The sequence below is a fragment of the Nocardia sp. XZ_19_231 genome, assembly GCF_015355705.1.
GTDB classification, from domain to species: Bacteria; Actinomycetota; Actinomycetes; order Mycobacteriales; family Mycobacteriaceae; genus Nocardia; species Nocardia salmonicida.
Window position 1 is genome coordinate 87714 of the sequence record NZ_JACUZI010000004.1, and the last position, 20995, is coordinate 108708.

At 65.5% G+C, this 20995-nt stretch carries 21 protein-coding genes; 17 read left to right on the forward strand and 4 right to left on the reverse strand.

The window, feature by feature from the left end:
- The first annotated feature begins 4 nt into the window (after positions 1–4).
- From IBJ82_RS18965 to IBJ82_RS35390, 5 genes are all read left to right on the forward strand, one after another.
- Positions 5–823 carry an alpha/beta fold hydrolase gene (locus tag IBJ82_RS18965; RefSeq protein WP_194827291.1) on the forward strand — a complete coding sequence of 273 codons (819 nt, stop codon included), beginning with the start codon at positions 5–7 and terminating at the stop codon, positions 821–823.
- A gap of 412 nt (positions 824–1235) precedes the next feature.
- Positions 1236–2276 (forward strand): ThiF family adenylyltransferase, encoded by a 1041-nt coding sequence (locus IBJ82_RS18970; protein ID WP_370585379.1) that lies wholly within the window; start codon positions 1236–1238, stop codon positions 2274–2276.
- On the forward strand, positions 2273–2905 hold the full coding sequence (locus IBJ82_RS18975; protein ID WP_194827293.1) for a GNAT family N-acetyltransferase: 633 nt from the start codon (positions 2273–2275) through the stop codon (positions 2903–2905). Before IBJ82_RS18970 ends, IBJ82_RS18975 begins: the two co-directional genes overlap by 4 nt.
- Before the next feature lie 173 nt (positions 2906–3078).
- Positions 3079–4053, forward strand: a complete 975-nt coding sequence (locus tag IBJ82_RS18980) for a helix-turn-helix domain-containing protein (RefSeq protein WP_194827294.1) — start codon at positions 3079–3081, stop codon at positions 4051–4053.
- 202 nt (positions 4054–4255) lie between these two features.
- A complete protein-coding gene (locus IBJ82_RS35390) occupies positions 4256–4471 on the forward strand; it encodes a helix-turn-helix transcriptional regulator (RefSeq protein ID WP_056820842.1) in 216 nt (71 codons plus the stop codon).
- 49 nt (positions 4472–4520) lie between these two features.
- Here the strand turns inward: IBJ82_RS35390 and IBJ82_RS18990 are convergent, their stop codons facing one another.
- Positions 4521–5894 carry a cutinase family protein gene (locus IBJ82_RS18990; protein ID WP_194827295.1) on the reverse strand — a complete coding sequence of 458 codons (1374 nt, stop codon included), beginning with the start codon at positions 5892–5894 and terminating at the stop codon, positions 4521–4523.
- 447 nt (positions 5895–6341) lie between these two features.
- Here IBJ82_RS18990 and IBJ82_RS18995 point away from each other — a divergent pair, with 447 nt between their 5' ends.
- Together IBJ82_RS18995 and IBJ82_RS19000 are read left to right on the forward strand one after the other, a co-directional pair.
- On the forward strand, positions 6342–7409 hold the full coding sequence (locus tag IBJ82_RS18995; RefSeq protein WP_370585380.1) for a phosphotransferase family protein: 1068 nt from the start codon (positions 6342–6344) through the stop codon (positions 7407–7409).
- Positions 7409–8563, forward strand: coding sequence for an acyl-CoA dehydrogenase family protein (locus IBJ82_RS19000; protein ID WP_194827296.1), 1155 nt, complete (start codon positions 7409–7411; stop codon positions 8561–8563). The genes IBJ82_RS18995 and IBJ82_RS19000 overlap by 1 nt, the downstream gene beginning before the upstream one ends.
- A 67-nt stretch (positions 8564–8630) precedes the next feature.
- Here IBJ82_RS19000 and IBJ82_RS19005 read toward each other — a convergent pair whose 3' ends face one another.
- Positions 8631–9188, reverse strand: a complete 558-nt coding sequence (locus IBJ82_RS19005) for a hypothetical protein (protein WP_194827297.1) — start codon at positions 9186–9188, stop codon at positions 8631–8633.
- A 279-nt stretch (positions 9189–9467) separates the two neighbouring features.
- Here IBJ82_RS19005 and IBJ82_RS19010 point away from each other — a divergent pair, with 279 nt between their 5' ends.
- The 6 genes from IBJ82_RS19010 to IBJ82_RS19035 all read left to right on the forward strand — a co-directional run bounded on the left by IBJ82_RS19010 (position 9468) and on the right by IBJ82_RS19035 (position 15460).
- A complete protein-coding gene (locus tag IBJ82_RS19010; protein WP_194827298.1) occupies positions 9468–10691 on the forward strand; it encodes a cytochrome P450 in 1224 nt (407 codons plus the stop codon).
- Between the two features lie 141 nt (positions 10692–10832).
- Complete coding sequence (locus IBJ82_RS19015) at positions 10833–11747, forward strand: ABC transporter ATP-binding protein (RefSeq protein ID WP_194827299.1); 915 nt, start codon at positions 10833–10835, stop codon at positions 11745–11747.
- Positions 11747–12484, forward strand: coding sequence for an ABC transporter permease subunit (locus tag IBJ82_RS19020; protein ID WP_194827300.1), 738 nt, complete (start codon positions 11747–11749; stop codon positions 12482–12484). Before IBJ82_RS19015 ends, IBJ82_RS19020 begins: the two co-directional genes overlap by 1 nt.
- Positions 12481–13617 carry a histidine kinase gene (locus IBJ82_RS19025; RefSeq protein ID WP_194827301.1) on the forward strand — a complete coding sequence of 379 codons (1137 nt, stop codon included), beginning with the start codon at positions 12481–12483 and terminating at the stop codon, positions 13615–13617. Before IBJ82_RS19020 ends, IBJ82_RS19025 begins: the two co-directional genes overlap by 4 nt.
- Positions 13618–13626: 9 nt before the next feature.
- Complete coding sequence (locus IBJ82_RS19030) at positions 13627–14289, forward strand: response regulator transcription factor (protein ID WP_194827302.1); 663 nt, start codon at positions 13627–13629, stop codon at positions 14287–14289.
- Positions 14290–14551: 262 nt separating this feature from the next.
- On the forward strand, positions 14552–15460 hold the full coding sequence (locus IBJ82_RS19035; RefSeq protein WP_194827303.1) for a hypothetical protein: 909 nt from the start codon (positions 14552–14554) through the stop codon (positions 15458–15460).
- 93 nt (positions 15461–15553) lie between these two features.
- On the opposite strand, the gene IBJ82_RS19040 is transcribed toward IBJ82_RS19035, so the two are convergent.
- Positions 15554–16162 (reverse strand): hypothetical protein, encoded by a 609-nt coding sequence (locus tag IBJ82_RS19040; RefSeq protein ID WP_194827304.1) that lies wholly within the window; start codon positions 16160–16162, stop codon positions 15554–15556.
- A gap of 308 nt (positions 16163–16470) precedes the next feature.
- Here IBJ82_RS19040 and IBJ82_RS19045 point away from each other — a divergent pair, with 308 nt between their 5' ends.
- Positions 16471–17082, forward strand: a complete 612-nt coding sequence (locus tag IBJ82_RS19045; RefSeq protein WP_194827305.1) for a hypothetical protein — start codon at positions 16471–16473, stop codon at positions 17080–17082.
- Between the two features lie 36 nt (positions 17083–17118).
- Here the strand turns inward: IBJ82_RS19045 and IBJ82_RS19050 are convergent, their stop codons facing one another.
- Positions 17119–17724, reverse strand: coding sequence for a TetR/AcrR family transcriptional regulator (locus IBJ82_RS19050; RefSeq protein WP_370585381.1), 606 nt, complete (start codon positions 17722–17724; stop codon positions 17119–17121).
- A 149-nt stretch (positions 17725–17873) separates the two neighbouring features.
- Here IBJ82_RS19050 and IBJ82_RS19055 point away from each other — a divergent pair, with 149 nt between their 5' ends.
- Genes IBJ82_RS19055 through IBJ82_RS19065 form a run of 3 tightly spaced genes read left to right on the forward strand, consistent with a single transcriptional unit; the run spans position 17874 to position 20979 of the window.
- The gene (locus IBJ82_RS19055; RefSeq protein WP_194827307.1) at positions 17874–19253 is read left to right on the forward strand and encodes an NAD(P)/FAD-dependent oxidoreductase; all 1380 of its coding nucleotides are present in this window, start codon (positions 17874–17876) and stop codon (positions 19251–19253) included.
- Positions 19250–20203, forward strand: a complete 954-nt coding sequence (locus IBJ82_RS19060) for an alpha/beta hydrolase (RefSeq protein ID WP_194827308.1) — start codon at positions 19250–19252, stop codon at positions 20201–20203. Before IBJ82_RS19055 ends, IBJ82_RS19060 begins: the two co-directional genes overlap by 4 nt.
- Complete coding sequence (locus IBJ82_RS19065; protein WP_194827309.1) at positions 20200–20979, forward strand: SDR family NAD(P)-dependent oxidoreductase; 780 nt, start codon at positions 20200–20202, stop codon at positions 20977–20979. The genes IBJ82_RS19060 and IBJ82_RS19065 overlap by 4 nt, the downstream gene beginning before the upstream one ends.
- Positions 20980–20995 lie beyond the last annotated feature (16 nt).

Consider the following 20995-nt stretch of genomic DNA (forward strand, 5'->3'; position numbering starts at 1 on the left):
GACAGTGCCAACTGATGGTGCCAAGATCGCCGTGTTCCAATACGGGAATCCGGACGCCGAGAACACTGTGCTGCTCGTGCACGGGTACCCGGATGATCATCGGCTGTTCCTGCCGATGATCGATGCGCTCGGCGATCGGGTGCGAATCATCGCCTACGACACGCGGGGCGGCGGAGATACCGTGGTCGACGATCCCGACTCGCTGCGCTCGTTCACCCTGCCGCGACTGGCCGAAGATGTCTTCGCCGTGGTGGATTCGATTCCGGCCCCCCGAACTCCGATCCACGTCTTCGCCCACGATTGGGGCTCTGTGCAGATGTGGGAGGCGATGTCCGCACCTCGCGCGGCATCGACTTTCGCTTCGTATACGTCAGTCTCCGGGCCGAGCCTTGACCATCTACGTCAGCTGGCGAGGGCGCGCGCTGTCGCGCTGTCCCGCTGGCCGTCGCTGATTTCGCAGCTCGCGCGCTCCTGGTATATCTGGGGCTTCCATGTTCCCGTTCTTTCGCGGCATATCCCCAGGCTGCTCTCGGCTGCCGGATACTTCGAGGACGCGCCGCCGCGATCACCGGAGAATCGGAGACGGGGCATCGCCCTCTATCGCGCGAACGTAATCGCACGGCTTGTCGGTGGGCCCGCAGCGGTCTGCAATGTCCCCACCACGATCGTGGCCCCACGCGGGGATCGATTCCTGGCCCCGGACCTCACTGACGCTGTGCACCATTGGGTCAGCGACGTCGAGGTCGTCGCTGTGGATGCGCGACATTGGTGGCCCTACTCCCACCCGCGCGAAGCGGCGCAATTGCTGCTGTCGCGCATGTGACGCCTGCTCGGGGAATTTCGTCCTTCGGCGCCATCACTGACCGGAATCGATGCTTGCGGGATTATTGCGAGACTGAGGAAGGGTGCTGGAGCGGTCGCCTTTCCTGCCGACCGGATTGGTCGTAGTCCCATTTCGGCTGAGGTATTTTCGCGCCATGCCGGTGGACCGAAGGTCGATTTGCTGAAGGTGTGCTGTGTGTATCCTTTGCGCGTCCTGGTCGACAGAGGCGAGCGGATGACCGTTCGTCTCATGAGGGTCGGAGGTTTGTGCACACATGGTTCGGCATCGCTCGGTTCCGCGTCCGAAAGTACTCACGCCCGGCGATGCGACATCGCATTTCCGTCCCGTGCTGCTCGATGCATCGAGTCCGAAAGGACTGCGTGACCTAGAAGCGTTGGCAGCGTCGAGTTCTGTGAGTGCCGTGCACGACACGATCGAAGATCAGCTCGACGAACTGATTCGCTGCGAGGAGCCTGCTGTCGCGCATTCGACGGGCTCGCTGGCGGCGTCACGTCGTCGGATCTGTGGCGGGAATCCGTTATGGCGGTGGGGAACGTGGGTGTTCTATCCGTGGAACGGCCGGTTGGTACATGTGCTGCCGCGCGAGGGTTTCCTGCGGGTGCGGACCGATCGGAATCGCAACAAGATCGACCGAGCGCAGCAGCGAGACCTGCGCGAGCGGCGGATCGGTGTGGTCGGGCTGTCGGTGGGCAACAGTGCGGCTGTGACGCTGGCGATGGAAGGGGTCGGCGGATCGTTCCGATTGGCCGATTTCGACACCGTCGGGCTGTCGAACCTGAACCGGCTGCGGGCAGGGGTGGATGATCTCGGGGTTTCCAAGGCTGTGCTGGCGGCGCGTCAGATGTTCGAGATCGACCCCTATCTCGACATCGAGGTGTTCACGGACGGGTTGACCGAGGAGTCGATCGGACCGTTCTTCGACGGCGTGGGCGGCACCCATCCGCTGGATCTGGTGGTGGAGGAATGCGACACGGTGTGGGCGAAAGTCGCTGCCCGGGAGTACGCGCGGCGCCGAGCCGTCCCGGTACTGATGGACGCGAACGATCGCGGGTTGCTGGATGTGGAGCGATTCGATCGCGAACCCCATCGCCCGCTGTTCCACGGCCGCACCGGCGGGTCGACCTCGTCCGATGTCGCGAGGATGAACCGGGGCGAGCGGCTGTCGTTTCTGCTGGCAGTGGTCGATGAGCCGCGGCTGAGCCCGGCGATGCGCGACGCTGTCGGTGAGATCGGCCGGAGCCTGTCCAGTTGGCCTCAACTCGCCTCCGGGGTGATGCTCGGCGGCGCCTTGGTGGCGGACACGGCTCGCCGGATCCTGCTCGGCGAGCTGATCCCGTCGGGGCGAACCTATGTCGACCTCGACGAGCTCATACCCGCGATAGGTCCACGGAGTGCTCCGGCGTCCGTGCGGGTGATGGAGGAAGTCCGTTGACGATCGATCTGCGCAACGTGGAACTGGTCGGCGCGCGGTTGCGGTTGCGTGATCTGCGTGCCGGTGATCTGGGCGTCTATCAGCGGATTTTCACCGACCCGCTCTTGACCCGATATATGGGCACCGACAGCATGGGTGTCCAAGCGGCCTCGGCGTCGTTCGATGCCGCCCTGCGCTCCCGCGGCGAGAGTCCGCGGCGCAGGTACACGTTGGCGATCACGGCGCCGGGTGAGGACACCATGGTCGGCACCATCGGCCTGCTGGTAGAGGATTTCGGCAGCAACGCGATGATCGGCGGTCTGGTCGTGGTTCCGGAAGGGGCGCTGCGGGCGGGTGGTATCGAGGCGGGGCGGCTCATGGCGGCATTCGCCTTCGGGCCGCTCGGGATTCACCGGGTATGGGCGGGGCACCGGCACGATCATCCGGTGATGGACACGGTGATGTCGGGAGTGGGCTTGACGCCGGAGGCACGGCTGCGGCAGCTCTACCGAACCCAGGGTCGGTGGCGCGATGTGTGCACCTATGCGGCTTTGCGACCGGAATGGGCTGCGACGGCGACACCTGCCGAACGCCGAATTCTGACGTTACGGCCTACCGCGGCAAGGGAACACGCCACTGTGGGTCGGTGAAGTCGGTGCGCAATCCCTACCGAATCGGGCTCCGGGCGCGCTGCGGCGCGATAGCATCGCCGACTACAAACCCACGCAGTCACTTTGCCCGAATTTCCACCACCCGAAAACGCGTAGCGGCCGGCGACGGGAGGGGCTCCACCGCCGGCGAGAATCCGAAGTTGAGATCACAAATGGCAGTGCTGATCGACTCCGACTACTTCACGCCGGCGCACCGGCGGGAGGCGGTCACCGCAATCCTGCAGGAAGCCGATATCGGGGCGAACCTGCAGATGTTGGATTCGCCGGCCGAGGTGGTCAGCCGGCATCAGGCCTGGATGCTGGGTCCGATCGCGCTGACCCGCTCGGAGGTATCCGGTCACCAGGTCTGCCGAACCAGTCGGCATGAGCGAGCCACGCCCAGCGACACCTTGACGGTTACCGTTCAGAACGGACAGGTCCGCAGGCACGAACAGTTCGGTGCGCAAACGCTGATCGAACCCGGCGCCTGCGAAGTGATCGACCTGGCCACCGCGTTCGCCTCCGGCTGGCACGGTCTCGGCGGAACGCTGTGCCTGCAGCTGTCCAGGGAACGCCTCGGCATTTCCGCGGAAACGGTGGTCGCGGCTCACGGGCGACTGGCGGCATCGCCGCTGTACCCGATGGTCACGGCGCAGATCCAGCATCTCGTCGGGATCGCCGACCAGCTCGAAGCTGATCCGGCCGCCGCTTCTGTGGGCGAGTCGTGCCTGGAAATGGTTCGGGCGCTTCTGATCTCGGCGGCCGGTCGCGGACCGGGTGACGGTGCCGCCATCCCGGAGCAACTGCTGATCGAGCAGATCCTCGGGTATGTGCGGACACATCTGTCCGATTCGAGTTTGAAAATCCCCGGTATCGCCGCCGCCAACAACATCTCCGTGCGGCACCTGTACAAGGTCTGCGCACAGTCGGGTATCAGCCTCGAGCAGTGGATCATCGAACAACGCCTGGTCAGGGCCCGTGACATGCTGATCGACATCGGCTACGCTCACCGGTCCATCGCGTCGGTGGCCGGCGCCGTGGGTTTCCGCGACGCCGCCCACTTCGCCCGGCGATTCCGCGAAGCATTCGGCATGACGCCCCGTGACTGGCGCCGCAGCGCCACCGCTGCGGATAACCCACCGAAGTAGCCGAAAGTTGCGCGCCCGGCGGCGCGCAAATTTTGTGCGTGCACAGTCAGTTGGCGTGCAGTCACAGTCTCCTTCGAAGGCCGATTCACCGATATCTTTTGAATGTGGCTGCGCGAGACCACATCAGGAGTACGAGTGTTCGCCCACGGAACACTCGCACCGATGCGGTCCGTGCTGAGGGCATCGAAAGAGAGGGGAGACCATGTCCACGACGATTGGCAAAGCTATTCGGGCGGCGAGGATGGCCTCCGGATTCACCCAGGCGGAGTTGGCCGACTGGATCGGAATCGCGGACGGAAATCAGATCAGCCGTTGGGAACGTGATGTGGTAACACCCAGTGCAAACAATGTCGGCGAGTTATCGCGAGTCCTGGGAGTACGGCTCGGCAACTCGGTCGGAGATGCAGTGTCGTGCTGATCTGAAAGCCGTTGCGTCGGCTCGATGCAGGTCGAGCCGACGCAACGGGCTACGAAACAACTTGGGAGCTCAGGTAGTTCAGGAGGATTTGGACGTCGTCGCGGTAGTCGATGTGGGCCTCGGAGGCGTAGAAGTTGGCTACGTCCACGCCTTGGCGGCCCAGTTGGACTAGCTCGTCGACGGTGTCGGGGTCGGTGATGCTGAGCAGGGTTCGGGTGGTTGCGTGGAGGTCTGCTCGGATGCCGGCGGCGACGGGGCCGAGCACCGAGCCGGTGAGGTCGGCGCCGGTGGCGGCCAAGGTCGCCAGGTCGGCGGCGGCGGCGAGAGGGTCGTTGCGATCGAGGGATTCGACCGCACGCCATAGGATTTCCTGAATTCGGCCGACATTGTCGGCGATGCTCAGAAAGTCGATGTCCATGAGAGCGTCGGCGATCACGCTGAGGCCTGCGGTCCGACCAGAGGGGTCGACGGCGGCGGCTGCGCGGATGATCTGGGCGACCAGAACTCGGTCTACACCCGCGGCGGCCTGGACCAACGGGGCAAGGGCAACGTTGACCGCACGCGCGCTCCGGTGCGCACCACGAATGTCACCGGCAGCGAGGAACTCCGGGAGGCGTGTGAGATTGTCGAGAATGGTGGGCAGGTTCGCCGCGGTGGCGGTCCAGCCGGCACCCATGGTGACGGCTTGAGTGATCAGGCTGCTGGGATCGGTCGTAGCGGGGACGAGGTTCGCGATCGGTGAGGGATCACCGCTCAGGACCCGGCCCAACACGGCGAGGAACGGGGAGGTGGCGGCATCGAGGGAGCAGTACAGGTCGCCGTCGGCACACAGGGTGCGAACTCGCTCGGTCAACGCACCGAAATCCCGGCTCCGCGTTCCGGCGATGCCGCGACCGGGCTGCGTATTACCCAGGGAGAGTGTGGTGTTCGGATCGCGATGCGGATCGGACAGTAGCCCGACACCGACCACTCGATCGGCACCGATGGGACCGTCGCCATTGCCGATCTCGGTGGCGAGATCGCCGATGCCGTCCGCGCCCTGGCTGTAGCCGGCGAGGATGACCCGCGTCGAGCCGCACAGGCTACGCAGCGTCTGACGCAAGCGGGATTCCAGGGTGCTCAGGGACTCCGCGTAGCTCAGGCCCTGGTCGAAAGCGCTTGCGGCATAAGGAACGTAGAGGATCGTGATGTCGCGACCGAACTGCCGTCGCAGGCCATCGCCGACAGGTCCGAGCATGCCGACGGGCACCTCGGGATCGGCGCCCAGCGTGGTCTCCCAGGTCCCCGGCCCGAAAATTGCGGTGTACGGGGTGCAGGGCTGGGGGCCGGGTGTTTCCGCCCCTGCGACGCCGACCGTTGCGGTCCCGACCGCGACGACGGTGGCAACCAACATCGCCGCGGCGGATCTCGACAACCTGTTCATCGTCCAATACCTCTGTTGCCGAAGGGGATTCGAGACGGCACGGCAGATGCTGAATCGTGTCGAACCGTCGGGGCCAATTCTCGCCACTCGCCATCGGTTTCGCCGGCACTTTCAGACACATTTTCATTTCAGATTCAGGTGGCGGGGAGGCGCAGGGCCGATTCGGTACGGGCCGCCTTGATGTGGTGTCGGAGTGCATCGGAAGTCGCGATCGATCGAGGTGCCGCGTCGGCGATCAATAAAGTGACGTCCCGTTCTGGATTGGCGTGGCCTCTGTAGCGGCTTGCCGGATGTTGACAGGGCACTTCCCGAGACTCTATGTTAATCACAATTCTCGCAGGTGTCGGCTGTGTGAGAACCCTGTCCGGAGACATCCTGAGCCGGTGCCGCACTGCTCATCACCTCGGCGCTCCGCGCTCAGGAGGCCTGACCCCGTTCGAGGAGAACATGTCCGAGCAAGACGCGATCGATGCTGGTGCCGTTCTCACGCGGACCGATCTGGCAGCGCTGACCACCTGGATGGATGCCCGTGGCCTCGGATCGGGGCCGCTGGTGTCGGTCGAGCCGGTGACCGGCGGGACCCAGAACGTGATGGTCCGATTCGAACGCGAAGACCGCGGCTACATCCTGCGTCGCGGTCCGCGCCATCTCCGTCCGCGCAGCAACGATGTCATCCGGCGTGAATTCACCATCCTGGATGCCCTGGCGAAAACCGACGTCCCGCATGCAGGTTTGATCGCCGCGTGTGGCGACGAGTCGGTCCTCGGTGGTGCGGTCTTCTATCTCATGGAACCGGTCGCCGGGTTCAATGCCGGGGTCGAACTGCCCGACCTGCACGCGAGCGACGTCGCCGTGCGTCGAGAAATGTGCTTCAGCCTCATCGACGCGCAGGCCAGGCTCGGTGCGGTCGACCACATCGCGGTCGGGCTCGGCGATCTCGGTCGGCCGGACGGTTTTCTCGAACGTCAGGTGCCTCGATGGCTCGCAGAACTCGACTCCTACTCGGCGTTCGCGGAATATCCGGGCCCGGCCATCGGGTCGGTCGCCGAAGTCGCGCGCTGGCTGGACGAGCACCGACCTGCTTCGTATTCGCCGGGGGTCCTGCATGGTGACTTCCATGCGTCGAATGTGATGTTCTCCCGCACCGGGCCCGACGTGGTGGCCGTGGTCGATTGGGAGATGTGCACGATCGGTGACCCGCTGCTCGACCTCGGTTGGCTTTTGGCGACCTGGCAGCTACCTGGTTCGCCGAACGAGTTCGCCGGCGAATTGACCCGGATGGGCGGCCTGCCCACGGCCCGAGAACTGGTCGCCCGCTACGGCGAGCAGTCCGATCGCGATATCGCGGCGATCGATTGGTACACCGTGCTGGCCTGCTTCAAACTCGGCATCGTGCTCGAGGGCAGCTATGCCAGGGCACTGGCGGGCAAGGCACCGATGAGTATCGGTGAGCGACTGCATATGACAACTCTGCGCCTGTTCGAACGTGCGCAATCCTTGATGAGTGGAGAGTGATGATCGACTTCGAGATCCCTGCCGAGCTTGCTGAACTGGGTGCCCGGGTACGGAGGTTCGTCGAAACCGAAGTTGTTCCGTACGAACGCGACTCCCGCGTCACCGCGCACGGCCCGACCGACGAGCTGCGCAGTGAGCTGGTAGCGAAGGCGAAGGCGGCCGGTCTGCTGACCATTCAGCAGCGGCCCGAGGGTATGTCGCACCTGGAGCAGGCGGTGGTCTTCGAGGCCGCCGGTTGGTCGACGCTGGGTCCGGTCGCGATGAACTGCGCCGCGCCCGACGAGGGCAATATGTTCTTGCTGTCGAAGGTCGCCTCTCCCGAGCAGGCCGACGAGTACCTGCAGCCCGTCATCGACGGCACGCGGCGTTCGGTGTTCGCGATGACCGAACCCGATGGCGCGGGTTCGGATCCCAGCCAGTTGACGACGACAGCGGTCCGCGACGGCGGCAAGTTCGTGATCAACGGCCGTAAGTGGCTGATCACCGGCGCGATCAACGCCGATACCTGGATCATCATGGCCGATGTTCCCGATGAAGGCGCGACGCTGTTCCTGTGTCACGGAAATACGCCGGGCATTGTCATCGAGCGCGTCATGAACACGATGGATCGCAACTATGTCGAAGGGCATTGCGTCGTCAGGTTCGAAGATCTGGTGTTGCCGGAGTCGGCGATCCTGGGCTCGGTCGGGGAAGCGTTCCGCTACGCGCAGCTGCGGCTGGCCCCGGCACGCCTCACACACTGCATGCGCTGGCTCGGCGCCGCTTCCCGTGCGCAGGCGATCGCCATCGAACACGCGAAGACCCGCACGTCGTTCGGCAAGCCGATCGGTGAGCACCAGGGTGTCGGTTTCATGTTGGCCGACAACGAGATTGCGCTGCAGCAATGCCGACTGATGATCTGGTGGGCGTGCTGGACTCTGGACAAGGGAGGCAAGGGCCGCCACGAGTCCTCGATGGTGAAGTCGATGGTCTCCGAGGAACTGTTCAAAGTCGCCGATCGCTGCGTGCAGGTACTCGGCGGTATCGGAATCAGTGACGAGACGCCGGTCTCGGCGATCTTCACCGATATCCGCGCCTTCCGGCTCTACGACGGTCCGACCGAGGTGCACAAGTACGCCATCTCACGCCAACTGCTGCGGGATGTCGCGAAGTAGAAAAGCAGTCTCGTCGCCGAGCGCCAACGTGCGCGCCCGGCGACGGTGACCGCCACGGGTGACCAAGCTAGTGGGTGCTTTTCGAGCGCGGGTCCTTCGACAGTGCGGCCGCTGGCACCGACCCGACGCCGAGCAGAATCCGGTCACGGTATATGCGCAGTGCCGCGATCACGGCGAACAGTGCGGTGAGTGCTCCCAGCACCACACGCACTGTGTGTGCGCCCTCGATTTCCTGTGCCGTGCGGTGCAATTCGTCGACCGTGTGTAGCGCGCGATCATCGAACAGAATCGTCCACCGCGGCCACAGATACAGCGCCGACAGCAGGAACAGTCCTGAGACCAACGAGAGCATCGAGGCAAGCGTCCAGGTTCGAGACGTTTTCGACCAGAGGGTTGCTCCGACAGCGACGACGCCGGTCAGCATCAGGACAGCGCCCAGCGGACGCATCACGCTGCCGACCGAGACGACGGCGGTGAATTCGTCGGCGACGATCAGCGACGCCGGAATATCGTGAAAGTAGTTCGGGTACAGGAAGACTGTCTCGGCAATCATGGTGCAGAACACCAAGACCGCCAGTGCCGCATAGACAGTGGTGGCCGCGAGTGCCGCAGTGAGTTTTCGCAAGGAACGCCCCTTCTGAAGTTCTGCATAAGACAGTAGGCAGGCTCCGAGTGGGCACATCCGGCGAAAGCCCTGAAATCACATCAGGGAACTCCCTGACTCCACGGTCCGTGAAAGGTCCATCTGGCGTCGGGGCGTCGGGGCGGGGTAGGCGTCGGAGCCACCGTCCGATTTGTCCCCTCGAAGGCCCGGCTGCGGGGTAGGTTTTTCACTACATGTGGTCGAAACTGGCTGCGGCACTGTCGATCACGGGCCGCGGACCCCGGTGTTGAGGAGATTGTCATGGAACCGATCGTGCTGGATACGACCGGTGCCGACATCCAAGGTGAGTCGGCACGCATTCAACAGCGTGGCCCGGTGGCGCTGGTCGAGTTGCCCGGCGGCGTGCCCGCCTGGTCGGTCACCGATCAGGCCGTACTCCGGAGCCTGCTCGCCGACCCTCGGGTGTCGAAGGACCCCAGACAGCACTGGATGTCGTTCATCAACGGCGAGATCACCGAGGCGTGGCCGTTGCTGCCATGGGTGGCCGTAGACAGCATGTTCACCGCCTACGGCGCCGATCACCGCAGGCTGCGTCGACTGGTCGCCCCAGCTTTCAGCCATCGCCGCAGTACCGCGCTGCGTCCGCGGATCGCCGAGATCACAGAGAACCTGCTCGACGCACTGGCGGCCACCCCTGTCGGCGAGCCGGTCGACCTGCGCGACGGCTTCGCCTACCCGGTTCCGATCCAGGTCATCACCGAATTGGTCGGTGTCCCCGAAGGTTTGGGGTCTGCGCTGCACAAGTGCGTGGACGGGTTCTTCGACGGCTCGTTCACCGCCGAGCAGGCGCAGGCCAACTACCTCGAAATGTATGGATTGGTCGGCGAACTCGTTGCCTACCGTCGTGCGCATCCTGGCGATGACGTCACCAGCGTGCTGATCGCCACGCGCGACGAAGACGACTCTCAGCTGTCCGAGAAAGAGCTCGTCGACACCTTGATGCTGGTCATCAATGCCGGACACGAGACCACGGTCAATTTGCTCGATCAGGCGATCGTCGCCCTGCTCACCCATCCCGAGCAGCGTGCGGCGGTGGCCACCGGCCAGGTGTCGTGGACAGACGTGGTCGAGGAGACGCTGCGCTTCCAGGCACCGGTGGCACACCTGCCCCTGCGGTACGCGGTCGAGGATATCGACATCGCCGGGGAGTATCGGATCGGTAAGGGCGAGGCCATCTTGGCCTCCTACGCAGGCGCCAGCCGTGACCCGAAAGTGCACGGCGCCGACACCGCCGAGTTCGACCCCACTCGCGCCACTCGCGAGCAGCACCTCGCGTTCGGCTACGGGGCGCACCACTGCATCGGCGCATCACTGGCCCGTCTGGAAGCGGCCGTTGCGCTGCCCGCGCTGTTCGATCGGTTCCCACAGCTGCGCCTGGCCACGAGCCAGGCCGAGTTGGCGCCGGTACCGAGCTTTATCTCCAACGGGCACGCAACTGTTCCGGTGTACCTGCACGCCGACTAGTTCGAACTCGCCGCCTCCGCGTAGGCCTACGGAGGCGGCGAGGTGCCAACACCGCGATGGTCAGTGATACTCGCGAGCTACTCGGAAAGACCGCTCTCCGGCGGGATGTTCGGGAGACGCCGGGCTCGTAGCGTCGATTGCATGATCGAAGTGGACAATCTGACCAAGCGGTTCGGGGCGACTGCGGCGGTAGACGGCTTGTCGTTCACCGCTCCGGCCGGAACTGTCACCGGCTTCCTCGGCCCGAACGGGTCCGGGAAGTCGACGACAATGCGGGTGATTCTCGGCCTGGCGGCGCCGAGCTCGGGAACGACGCGGGTGTGTGGGGTTCCGTACCGACAGCTGTCGCGGCCGCTGCACACGATGGGCTCATTGCTCGACGCCCACCGGGTGCATCGCGGCCGAACGGGACGAGCGCACCTGTCGATGATCGCGGCCAGCAACGGAATCGGCCGCGGCCGTGTCGACGAGACCATCTCGACGGTCGGGTTGGCGAGTGTGGCCGACAGCAAGGTCAAGGCGTACTCGCTCGGGATGTTGCAACGGCTCGGTGTCGCGATCGCGCTGCTCGGCGACCCCGAGATCTTGATGCTGGACGAGCCTGTCAACGGGTTGGACACCGAGGGCATCCGTTGGCTGCGGACGCTGCTGCGATCGTTGGCCGATGAGGGCCGGACGGTACTGCTGTCGAGCCACGTGATGAGCGAGATCGAGCTGATCGCCGACCGACTTGTCGTCATCGGTGCCGGATGTCTGTTGGCTGACGAACCGATCGACGATTTCGTGCGGCGCCATTCCGCGACGGCAGTCCGAGTCAGGTCGAGCGACGACGAGTTGCTGGCCCAGCGGTTACGTACGCTCGATTGCCGCGTGGTCGAAGAGACAGAAGGTCTGACAGTGCAGGGATTGACCGCGGGGGAGGTCGGCGCCCATGCGTTATCCGGCCGTATCGCGCTGACCGAGTTGACCCCCGTCCGTTCTACGCTCGAAGACGTTTTCACCGAATTGGTCGAACAGCACGGGCAATACCGGCACCGGGAAGCCGAGGTGGCGTAATGAACGCGCAGATCAATGCGGAACTGATCAAGCTCGGATCGGTTCGATCGCTGTGGATTCTTCCGGTGACGGCGGCGGTGCTGATGCCGGCGCTGGCATTGTTCGTCGGCATCAGCGGCAGCCTGGCGCCGGATGACACGATCCTCGGCGGAGCGCTCACCGGGGCGGTGCTCGGTCTCGCAATCGTCGGGGTGTGGGGTGCGTTGACCGTGACGAGCGAGTATTCGTCGGGAACGATCGAACCGACACTCGCGGCCACACCGTCGCGGACACGAGTGCTGGTCGCGAAGGCTGTGGTCGTCGGCATCGCATCGTTCGTCGTCTCGCTCGTCGGCTGCACCGCTGCGTTCGGCGTCGGAATGGTCACCCTCGATCACGAACGCTACGGAATCGGCGAGCCGTTTCCAGCGCTCGTCGGTGTAGCAGTCGGCTTCACCGCCGTGGCACTGCTCGGCGTGGCGATCGGTGCGTTGGTCCGCTCGTCGGTGGCCGCCACGGCAATAGTTGTCGCGGTGTTGATCCTTCCGGAGCTGTTCGGACCGCTGCTCGGTGATCTTCAAGCGTGGGTGACCGGTGCGGCACCTTCGGCGGTTGTGGTGAAGCTGTCGCAGAGCGCCGACGCCGCACCGGAGATGATGGGATCGTTGGGAGGATGGCCGTCACTGATGATCCTGCTCGGCTACGCGATCGTCGCACTCGCCGCCGCCCGCATGGTTTTCGACATGCGCGACGTGTGATCGGGCAGGCTGCCGCCGACCGCGTCGGCTGGTGGTGGGCCCTGGTATTCGCGGGTGCGGCGTTCATCTTCGCGGTCGTCCTGCACACCTTGACCTCCGACACGGATCTGTCCGAACGCCGCGCGATGGCGCTGGCGCTGGCGCAGGCGCTGGCTGTTGTGCTCACGATCAGGCAACCCTTGCTCGGCTGCGCTGTCTCCCTCGGCGCCGTCGTGGCCGCATCGGTGGCCGTCGATATGGCCGTCTGGGTCGATCCCATGCTCAACAGCTACCTGTTCGTCGTCGCGCTCGTCAGCGTCCGGATCAGCCAGTGGGCAGCGGCTGTGGTCTGGTTCGCCACCGTGGTCGCAGGCGCTACAGCCGCTGTTGCTCTGCGCCCGCCCTCGGCCGTATCGGAGATCGTCGGAGGCGCTGCACTGTGCGCATTGGTGCTGGTGGCAGGCGGCGCGGTGGGCGGCCTGATCGAGGCACGCGGTCGACTCGCCGAGCAGGAGGCGCAAACCGAACGTGAGCGCGAACGCCATACCGTCCTCGCCGAGCGAACCCGCATCGCGCGCGAACTACACGACGTGGTCGTCCACCACATGTCCGTCGTCGCGATCCAGGCGCAGGCCGCGCAGTTCAGAATCGACAATCCACCACCGGAGCTGCTGGCCGGCCTCGCGACCATCCACGCCAGCGCATCGGCGGCGATGACCGAGATGCGACGGATCCTCGGTGTCCTGCGTGCCGACGACTCCGGCACGACCGACCCGCCACCGTCGCTGGCCGATGTCGACCGGCTGGTCGAGGCGATGCGCGCCACCGGTGTGCACGTCGAACAGCGGACGACCGGACCTGTTCGCCCTCTGCCAGGGCCGGTAGAGGTTTCGGCGTATCGCATCGTTCAGGAATCGCTGAGCAACGCCGTGCGGCACGCCCCGGGTTCGGAAATCGTGGTTATCGTCCGATACGGCTCCGCCGACGTCGGGATCGAAATACGCAACGGGCCGAGTGCGTCCGTGGTCCCGAGTCGCGGGCCCGGCCACGGACTGGTCGGCATGCGCGAGCGAACAGACATTCTCGGCGGGTCGTTCACTGCCGAACCGACTACTGACGGTGGTTACCGAGTAACCACCCGGCTGCCGATCTGAGGGGTGCGGATGTCGATTCGTGTGGTCATCGCCGACGATCAAGCGATGGTGCGGGAGGGCTTGGGCGTGGTTCTCGACGCACAGCCAGATCTCGACGTGGTGGGCCAGGCCGCTGATGGGCAGGTCGCTGTGGCACTCGCGGCACAGGTAAGTCCGGACGTGGTGCTGATGGATATCCGTATGCCGGTCCTCGACGGGCTCGAAGCGACACAGCGAATCTGTGCCGCGCATCCCGCTAGTCGCGTCATCGTGCTGACGACCTATGACCTCGACGAGTACGTATACCGAGCATTGCGTGCGGGAGCGAGCGGCTTCCTGCTGAAGGACGCGCCCGCGTCGAGCCTGGTCGACGCGGTGCGCACCGTGGCGGCAGGCGACGCACTACTCGCGCCGTCGGTGACCCGGCGACTACTCACCGAATTCACCAGGGTCGGCGCGCCGCGGTCACCGGATCCGGCCCGGTTGGCAGCGCTGACCAAACGTGAGGTCGAGGTGTTCGGGCTGCTCGCGCGCGGCTGCTCGAACGCCGAGATCGCCGATGCCCTCACCATCGCCGAACAGACCGTGAAAACCCACGTGGGTCGGATCCTCGACAAACTCGGACTGCGGGACCGAATTCAAGCGGTCGTCTACGCATATGAGGCGGGCGTCGTCGTACCCCGTCATCGGTGAGATCTCGGGGTACCCGTGGCGGATGCGACGAGTAGGTCCAGGTTCGTAGACCCTGCCGCTCAGCTTCGGGCCGAAGTCGCGACGGCAAATTCTCTGCAATGAGAAGGTCGATGCGAGGTGGGTGAGCCGGTCCGACGGTCCGATCAGGGGGATGCGCGCACATCCTTCGTGAAGCGGTGCGGGCTTGACACGGTGCCGGACACGGCTTTGACTGATTGAAAACCGGTGTTACCTCCTACGACAGTGCTCTGAGAGGTCGACCATGGCCAACACGTGGACAGTGAGCTCGGGGCGTCGGCGCGGATCGCCCGCCCGCCGCGGAGCCCTCTCGGTACTGGCACTGATCGGTGCGTGCCTGCTCTCCTTGACGGCCACCCAGGCCGTCTCTGGGCAACCCATGGCAAACCCCTCGGACACCGGATTCGCGATCCCCTTCGCCGGTGCGCCCGCCTACGAACACGTGGCACCGCCGCTGATGACGAGCCCGGAGCAGCTCAACCAGCCGCTCGGTCAGGCACGGGCCGACACGATCGCCGGTCAGATAGGTCTCGACAGAGCCGACGCGCTGACCGAGCAGCAGTATCGTGACCTCAGCACCGGTGGCGGCGTCGGCGGCAGCCGCGAGGCGGCCGAGGTGATCGTCGCCTGCGTCGAGATCCTTACCAATACGGTTGGCCACCCTCTCTATTCCGAGGTCAACGGGCAGAGCACGCCCTCGGTGCTGGGCAGCTACGGACTGTTTGTGAACCCCGGTGGGCTATTGGAGAGCCCGGCCAACACGGACGCGCCGACCAGGCAGGTGAACACCTTGCTCGCGCCCGGCGGTTACATCGGCACCTGGTTGCGCGACAACGGTGCGGTTCGAACTCTGGCCGCGCTCTACCGGTCGGCCTACACAGTGCAAGCTGCCTACGGCTTTGCGGCACAACAGATTTCGGGCGAGGCTCAACTGGTGAACAACACCAAGGGTGGCGTGAGCACCGTGGTCGGCATGTCGATGGCCCCGCCACTGTGGATTGTGAACTTCGCCCTGATCTACATCTTGAACCCGGCCCTGGCGGCCGAGATGCCGGCCTACTGGGCTCCCATACCCGCGCAGGTCGCCGACGCCATCAATGCGAGCCCGACCGGCCAGGTTCCCTTCGCCGACTACGCGGCCTACTTCGGGTGACGGGCGTTCCACGAGTCGCGCGGGGTCAGCCCTTCAGCCTCAGCTGATCGGACCACCCGGCCGCGGAATGCCGCGGCCGGGAACGTCAGTCGGTCAGGGCTGGCCGCTGACGGCGGCGGTGACGGCGTCGAGGAAGGGCTGGCCGCCCATGGCGTAGCCGCCGGCGATCGCGCCGAGGACCAGGCCGACGGGGCCGGTGATGATGCTGAGGAAACCGAAGCCGAGGACGGTGCCGATGAGGCCGCCGAGGATGCCGCCCGCGACGACGCCGACCACGTTGCGGTTGATCTCGTTCGTCAACTGGGACATGGGGCTGATGGCCTGCATCTCGCCGATCTCGGTGGCGCGCGCCTGCGGGGCGAGGACGAGGTGGTGGCCGTCGTCGGAGATCGTCTGCGCCACCCGCATCTCCTTGCCGGAGATCTGATAGATGAGCGGGATGCGGGTGACGACGGCGCCGGAGTCGGCGACGAGGGTCACCGCGGTGTTGTCGTCGGTGGTGGCAAAGGTGCCGCCGGCGACAGTGGTGGTCAGCACCCGGGAGAACTCGGTGAGGGTGGCCTCGTAGCGCACGGACTGGTCGACTCCGGACGTGGTGGCCTGGGGGGTCGGTGCGACCGGCTGCGCGGCGGTGGTTCCCGCGCTGACCCAGACGGTGGCGCCGACAAGGAGCGTGGCAGCAGGGAGGTAACCGAGTTTCATCAGGCAATTCCTTTACGCAGCACGAATAATTGCGCGGCAGAACGGCGTGCCCCTGTGGGGGCACGAACCATGTTGTCCGCCAGAGAGATCGGGCAGACCCTAGCACCCTTTTCCGGCGCTAGGTTAACCGTGCCGAATTGGGCGGCGGACCAGTATTTCTCATTGTTAAAAGACGTAGATTCACAATTAGACACGTTCGGGTGTGCCGTGTAAGAACTGTCAGGCGAGTGGGACGTCGGTCGGGGACGTCCAGCGGATGAGTAGGGACAACACAGATGGCGCGTCGGAGAAACCTAGCCTTACTCGGCGTGTCCATGGGGGCGGTGTTTGCCCTGGCAGGCGCGTTCTACCTGGCGCTTTCCGTCGTCGTGGGGTTCGCCGCGGAAGAGCCCGAACAGCCTGACAATGCTTCTGCCGCAAAAACTTTGCCGACGGAGGTTTCAGCGACTCAACCGGTGGGAACTGATAATGAGTTCTATGGCGGTGTCGCGTCCACATTGACAAAGTCCGCGACGCAGATTCCCTGGGTGGAACTCAGTGTCGGCGATTGTGTGGATTCGAATGCGAATTCGGCCGATATCCGGAAGGTCGCGTGCGGTGACGCCAACTCCCGCTATCGGGTCACGGAATTGGCGTCCACGGGCGGTCGCTGCCCGGGCGACGTCGACCGCGCGCATCCTCGGACACTGCCGGGCGGCGTGGACCAGACCGTCTGCCTGGATATCGACTGGACCGTCGGCGAATGCCTCGACCTGGAGGGTGACGCGGTCAGGCACGTGGACTGCGCCGCCGACGTCCCCGGTCGGGTCCGCGTCCTCGAGGTCCGCCATGACACGACGGATGTGAATGTCTGCACGATCGGCGACCGCGGTGTCGTCTACGACCAGCGCCGCTACGTGGTCTGCGTCAGCACCCGCTGATCCGACGCGATCGGAAGTCGGCCGCCACATGCGGACTCAGGAAACGCCAGGATCCGCCGTGAGGCCGGGAAGGATATAGCGCCGCACGTGCCGCAGTACCGCCGCCCTGTCATCGGGGTCGATGGTGTCACCGGGGATCGTGCCCAGGCTGATCAGCACGCGCGCCACCCACTCGGAGACCTGAGCGAGGTCGTGACCGGGGTGAATCTCGCCGCGCGCCGCCGCGGCCTCGACGTAGGGGCGCCAGAAGGACGCCAGGTCGGGGATCAGGCCGGAGACGCCCGCGTCGGTGCACAAGGCGAATTCCTCGGGCTCGTCGGTTCGAAGCCGAATGAGCAATGCGCCGGGATCGTCGTATGCCCCTCTGCCGATGCGCACCCCCGCCGCGAGTTGTTCGCCGAAGGTGTCGATCGCATCGAGTTGTCCTCGCGCATCGGTCCAGAAAACGTCGGTCAGCCGGACGAGCGCTGCGCCGAGCAGTGTCGTCTTGTCGGGGAAGTGCCGGTAGAGCCAGGCGCGCGAGACCCCGGCCTCCTCGGCGACCTCGCTGACCGTGGTGGCCCGGATTCCCTTGGTTGCCAACAACTTCTGTGCGGCGTGGAGTAACCGATCCACGACCGTCGCCGTCGGGGCTTCGGTCACGCTCCTCGCTTTCCAGAGTCGACGTTCACGCGGGAACCACATCGGGTTTCCGGAAACCCTAGCAAGCAGTGGACAGATCTGAGAATGTGACAACTGCGAGTAGACACTCTTGCGAATCTGTCTACAGAACGGCTCGGAGGGATCGGGATATGTATCAACCGCGGACCGCGGTCATCGGCGCCGGTATCAGCGGCCTCACCGCGGGAAAGATGCTCAACGACTACGGCCTGCCCTATACCTGCTTCGAGTCCTCGGACCGGGTGGGCGGCAATTGGGCCTTCGGCAATCCGAACGGGCACAGCAGCGCCTATCGGTCGCTGCACATCGACACCTCGAAACATCAGCTGTCGTTCCGGGATTTCCCCATGCCCGAGCACTACCCGGACTTCCCGCACCACACGCAGATCAAGCAGTACCTCGATGACTACAGCACCGCTTTCGGGCTGACCGAGCACATCGAGTTCGAGAACGGCATCGAACACGCGCGCCGCCTGCCCGATGGCGGCTGGGAACTGACAACCCAGCGCACCGGGACGCGCTACTTCGATCTGCTCGTCGTCGCGAACGGACACCACTGGGACCCGCGCTACCCCGACTTTCCCGGCGAGTTCGCGGGCACCACGTTGCACGCGCACCACTACATCGACCTGCGCACACCGATGGACTTCTCGAACCAGCGGATTCTCGTCGTCGGTCTCGGCAACAGCGCGGCCGATATCGCCGTGGAACTGTCGTCGAAAGCGCTGGGCAACACCCTGAGTCTGTCGACCCGCTCCGGCGGGTGGATCGTGCCCAAATACATCGCGGGCCGACCGGCGGACAAGTACTACCGGACCAGCCCCCACATCCCGTACTCGTGGCAGCGCAAGATCGCGCAGTGGGGCCAGCCGCTCATCTCGGGACGCCCGGAGAACTACGGCCTGCCGACGCCCAATCACAAGTTCTTCGAGGCACATCCGACCCAATCGGTCGAACTCCCGCTACGCCTGGGATCCGGTGATGTGATCCCGAAACCCGATATCGCGCGGTTCGATGGCCACACGGTGCACTTCACCGACGGCACCAGCGACGATTTCGACATCGTCATCTATGCCACCGGCTACAACATCACCTTCCCGTTCTTCGATCCGGAGTTCCTCAGCGCACCCGACAATCGGATCGATCTGTACAAGCGGATGTTCGTGCCGGGTATCGACGACCTGGTCTTCGCCGGATTCGCCCAGTCGACGCCCACCCTGTTCCCCTTCGTGGAATCCCAGGCGCGGCTGGTCGGGGCGTACGCGGTCGGACGGTACCGGCTGCCCGAGCCGCAGCGGATGCGCGAGGTGATCGTCGCCGATCAGCAGCGCTATACCGGGCACATGCTCGACCGCCCCCGCCACACCCAGCAGGTCGACTATTTCCTCTACGAACACGATATGCGGACACGAGAACTACCGGCGGGAGCAGAACGGGCCCGGGTCCACGGACCGCCGCGGTGGGCCCAGGTGGCCGACACCGACACGACGACCGTAGGAGCACCCCGATGACCGACGACTACCGGCAGATCTCATTCCCATCGCAGGGAACCACCTGCGATGCCTGGTTCTTTCCGCCGGCATCGGATAGTTCTCTCACCGGGCCGACGGGCGCGCCCGTCGTGGTCATGGCGCACGGATTCGGCGGCACCAAGGATTCCGGTCTCGCGCCGTTCGCGCAGCACCTCGCCGACTCCGGCCTTGCCGTTCTCGCCTTCGACTACCGCGGCTTCGGCGCCTCCGACGGTCAACCGCGCCAACGGGTCTCGATGGCCGCTCAGGTCCAGGACTATCACGCCGCGATCGCCGCGGCGATCGCGCAGCCCGGCGTCGATCCGGCGCGGACAGTGCTGTGGGGCATCTCCCAGTCCGCGGGGCATGCGCTGAGTGTGGCCGCCGAGCGGACCGACATCCGCGCGGTGATCGCGATGGCGCCCATGATCGACGGCATCTCAGCGGGTCGCAACGCCCTGAGCCAGGTGGGCGTCAGCGCGGTCACCCGCTCCGCGATGACCGGTGTGCGCAGCGCGATCGCGGGGCGCCTCGGCGGCACGCCGATCATGATGCCGCTGGTCGGCAAACCCGGCGAGCGGGCCGCCTTGACCGCCGAGGGCTACTTCGAGTCCTACACCGCGTTGGCCGGGCCGACCTGGCGCAACGAAGTCGACGCCGCCGTCGGACTCGAGCTCGGCGGCTATCGGGCCGATCGGCACGCGGACCGCATCACCGCCGCAGTCCTCGTGCAGATCGCCGATTTCGATCGCGCCGCGCCCCCACACGCCGCGGCCAAGGCGGCGTTCAAGGCCCGCGCCGAGGTCAGGCACTACCCGTGTGACCATTTCGACCTCTTCGCGGGCAACCAGTGGTTCCAGACCGCCGTCGCCCACCAGGTGCATTTCTTACGACGACATCTGCTCGACGCAGCGCACAGCCAGGTTCGGACCACGGAGGGGGCAGCATGACCGGCGATCGACGTTCAGCACTGGTGATCGGCGGTGCGTCCGGAATCGGCCTGGCAACCGCACGCACCTTGGCAGCCGAGGGGTACCGGGTGACCATCGCCGATATCGACGACGGTGCGGCCCGTGACGCCGCGGCGCTGCTGGGTGGCGATGTCACGGCGATCGGAATGGATGTCACCGACGAGGACTCGGTGGCGACGGGATTCGAGTCCGCACACGGTGTGCACACCGTGGTGAACTGTGCCGGGCTCTCGATTCCGGGCGCGATCACCGAGCTCGACCTGGCGCACTGGCAGACCACCATCGATGTCTGCCTGACCGGAACCTTCCTGGTCCTCAAACACGCGGGTCGCCACATCACCGAGGGCGGCAGCATCATCTGCATCGCCTCACTCAACGGTCGCCAACCAGGGACAGGTATGGCCTCCTATTGCTCGGCCAAAGCCGGTGTGCTCATGCTGGTCGAGGTCGCCGCGTTGGAACTGGCCGAGCGTGGCATTCGCGTCAACGCGATCTCTCCCGGCCTGGTCGACACCCCACTGGTCGCCGGAATCTCGTTGGTGCCGGGGTTGACCGAGGAGTACCTGGACAACACGCCGCTCGGACGCAGCGGACGACCGGAGGAGATCGCCGAAGCGGTCGCCTTCCTCGCCTCCGACCGCGCGAGTTGGATGACCGGAGCGGCGATCGATCTCAACGGCGGCGCACATCTGCGTCGCTACCCGGATGTGCTGGGCCGGGTACGGGCGATGGCGGCGAACCCGGAGCAGCCGTAAGCCGTTGCCGCACCCG

Bases quoted from the DNA above. Each gene is read 5' to 3' on its own strand.
- IBJ82_RS19030 (WP_194827302.1), top strand. From the start codon at position 13,627: ATGTCGATTCGTGTGGTCATCGCCGACGATCAAGCGATGGTGCGGGAG.
- IBJ82_RS19065 (WP_194827309.1), top strand. From the start codon at position 20,200: ATGACCGGCGATCGACGTTCAGCACTGGTGATCGGCGGTGCGTCCGGA.
- IBJ82_RS18980 (WP_194827294.1), top strand. From the start codon at position 3,079: ATGGCAGTGCTGATCGACTCCGACTACTTCACGCCGGCGCACCGGCGG.
- IBJ82_RS19020 (WP_194827300.1), top strand. From the start codon at position 11,747: ATGAACGCGCAGATCAATGCGGAACTGATCAAGCTCGGATCGGTTCGA.
- IBJ82_RS19000 (WP_194827296.1), top strand. From the start codon at position 7,409: ATGATCGACTTCGAGATCCCTGCCGAGCTTGCTGAACTGGGTGCCCGG.
- IBJ82_RS35390 (WP_056820842.1), top strand. From the start codon at position 4,256: ATGTCCACGACGATTGGCAAAGCTATTCGGGCGGCGAGGATGGCCTCC.
- IBJ82_RS19035 (WP_194827303.1), top strand. From the start codon at position 14,552: ATGGCCAACACGTGGACAGTGAGCTCGGGGCGTCGGCGCGGATCGCCC.
- IBJ82_RS19060 (WP_194827308.1), top strand. From the start codon at position 19,250: ATGACCGACGACTACCGGCAGATCTCATTCCCATCGCAGGGAACCACC.
- IBJ82_RS19015 (WP_194827299.1), top strand. From the start codon at position 10,833: ATGATCGAAGTGGACAATCTGACCAAGCGGTTCGGGGCGACTGCGGCG.
- IBJ82_RS19010 (WP_194827298.1), top strand. From the start codon at position 9,468: ATGGAACCGATCGTGCTGGATACGACCGGTGCCGACATCCAAGGTGAG.
- IBJ82_RS19055 (WP_194827307.1), top strand. From the start codon at position 17,874: ATGTATCAACCGCGGACCGCGGTCATCGGCGCCGGTATCAGCGGCCTC.
- IBJ82_RS19040 (WP_194827304.1), bottom strand. From the start codon at position 16,162: ATGAAACTCGGTTACCTCCCTGCTGCCACGCTCCTTGTCGGCGCCACC.
- IBJ82_RS18995 (WP_370585380.1), top strand. From the start codon at position 6,342: ATGTCCGAGCAAGACGCGATCGATGCTGGTGCCGTTCTCACGCGGACC.
- IBJ82_RS18990 (WP_194827295.1), bottom strand. From the start codon at position 5,894: ATGAACAGGTTGTCGAGATCCGCCGCGGCGATGTTGGTTGCCACCGTC.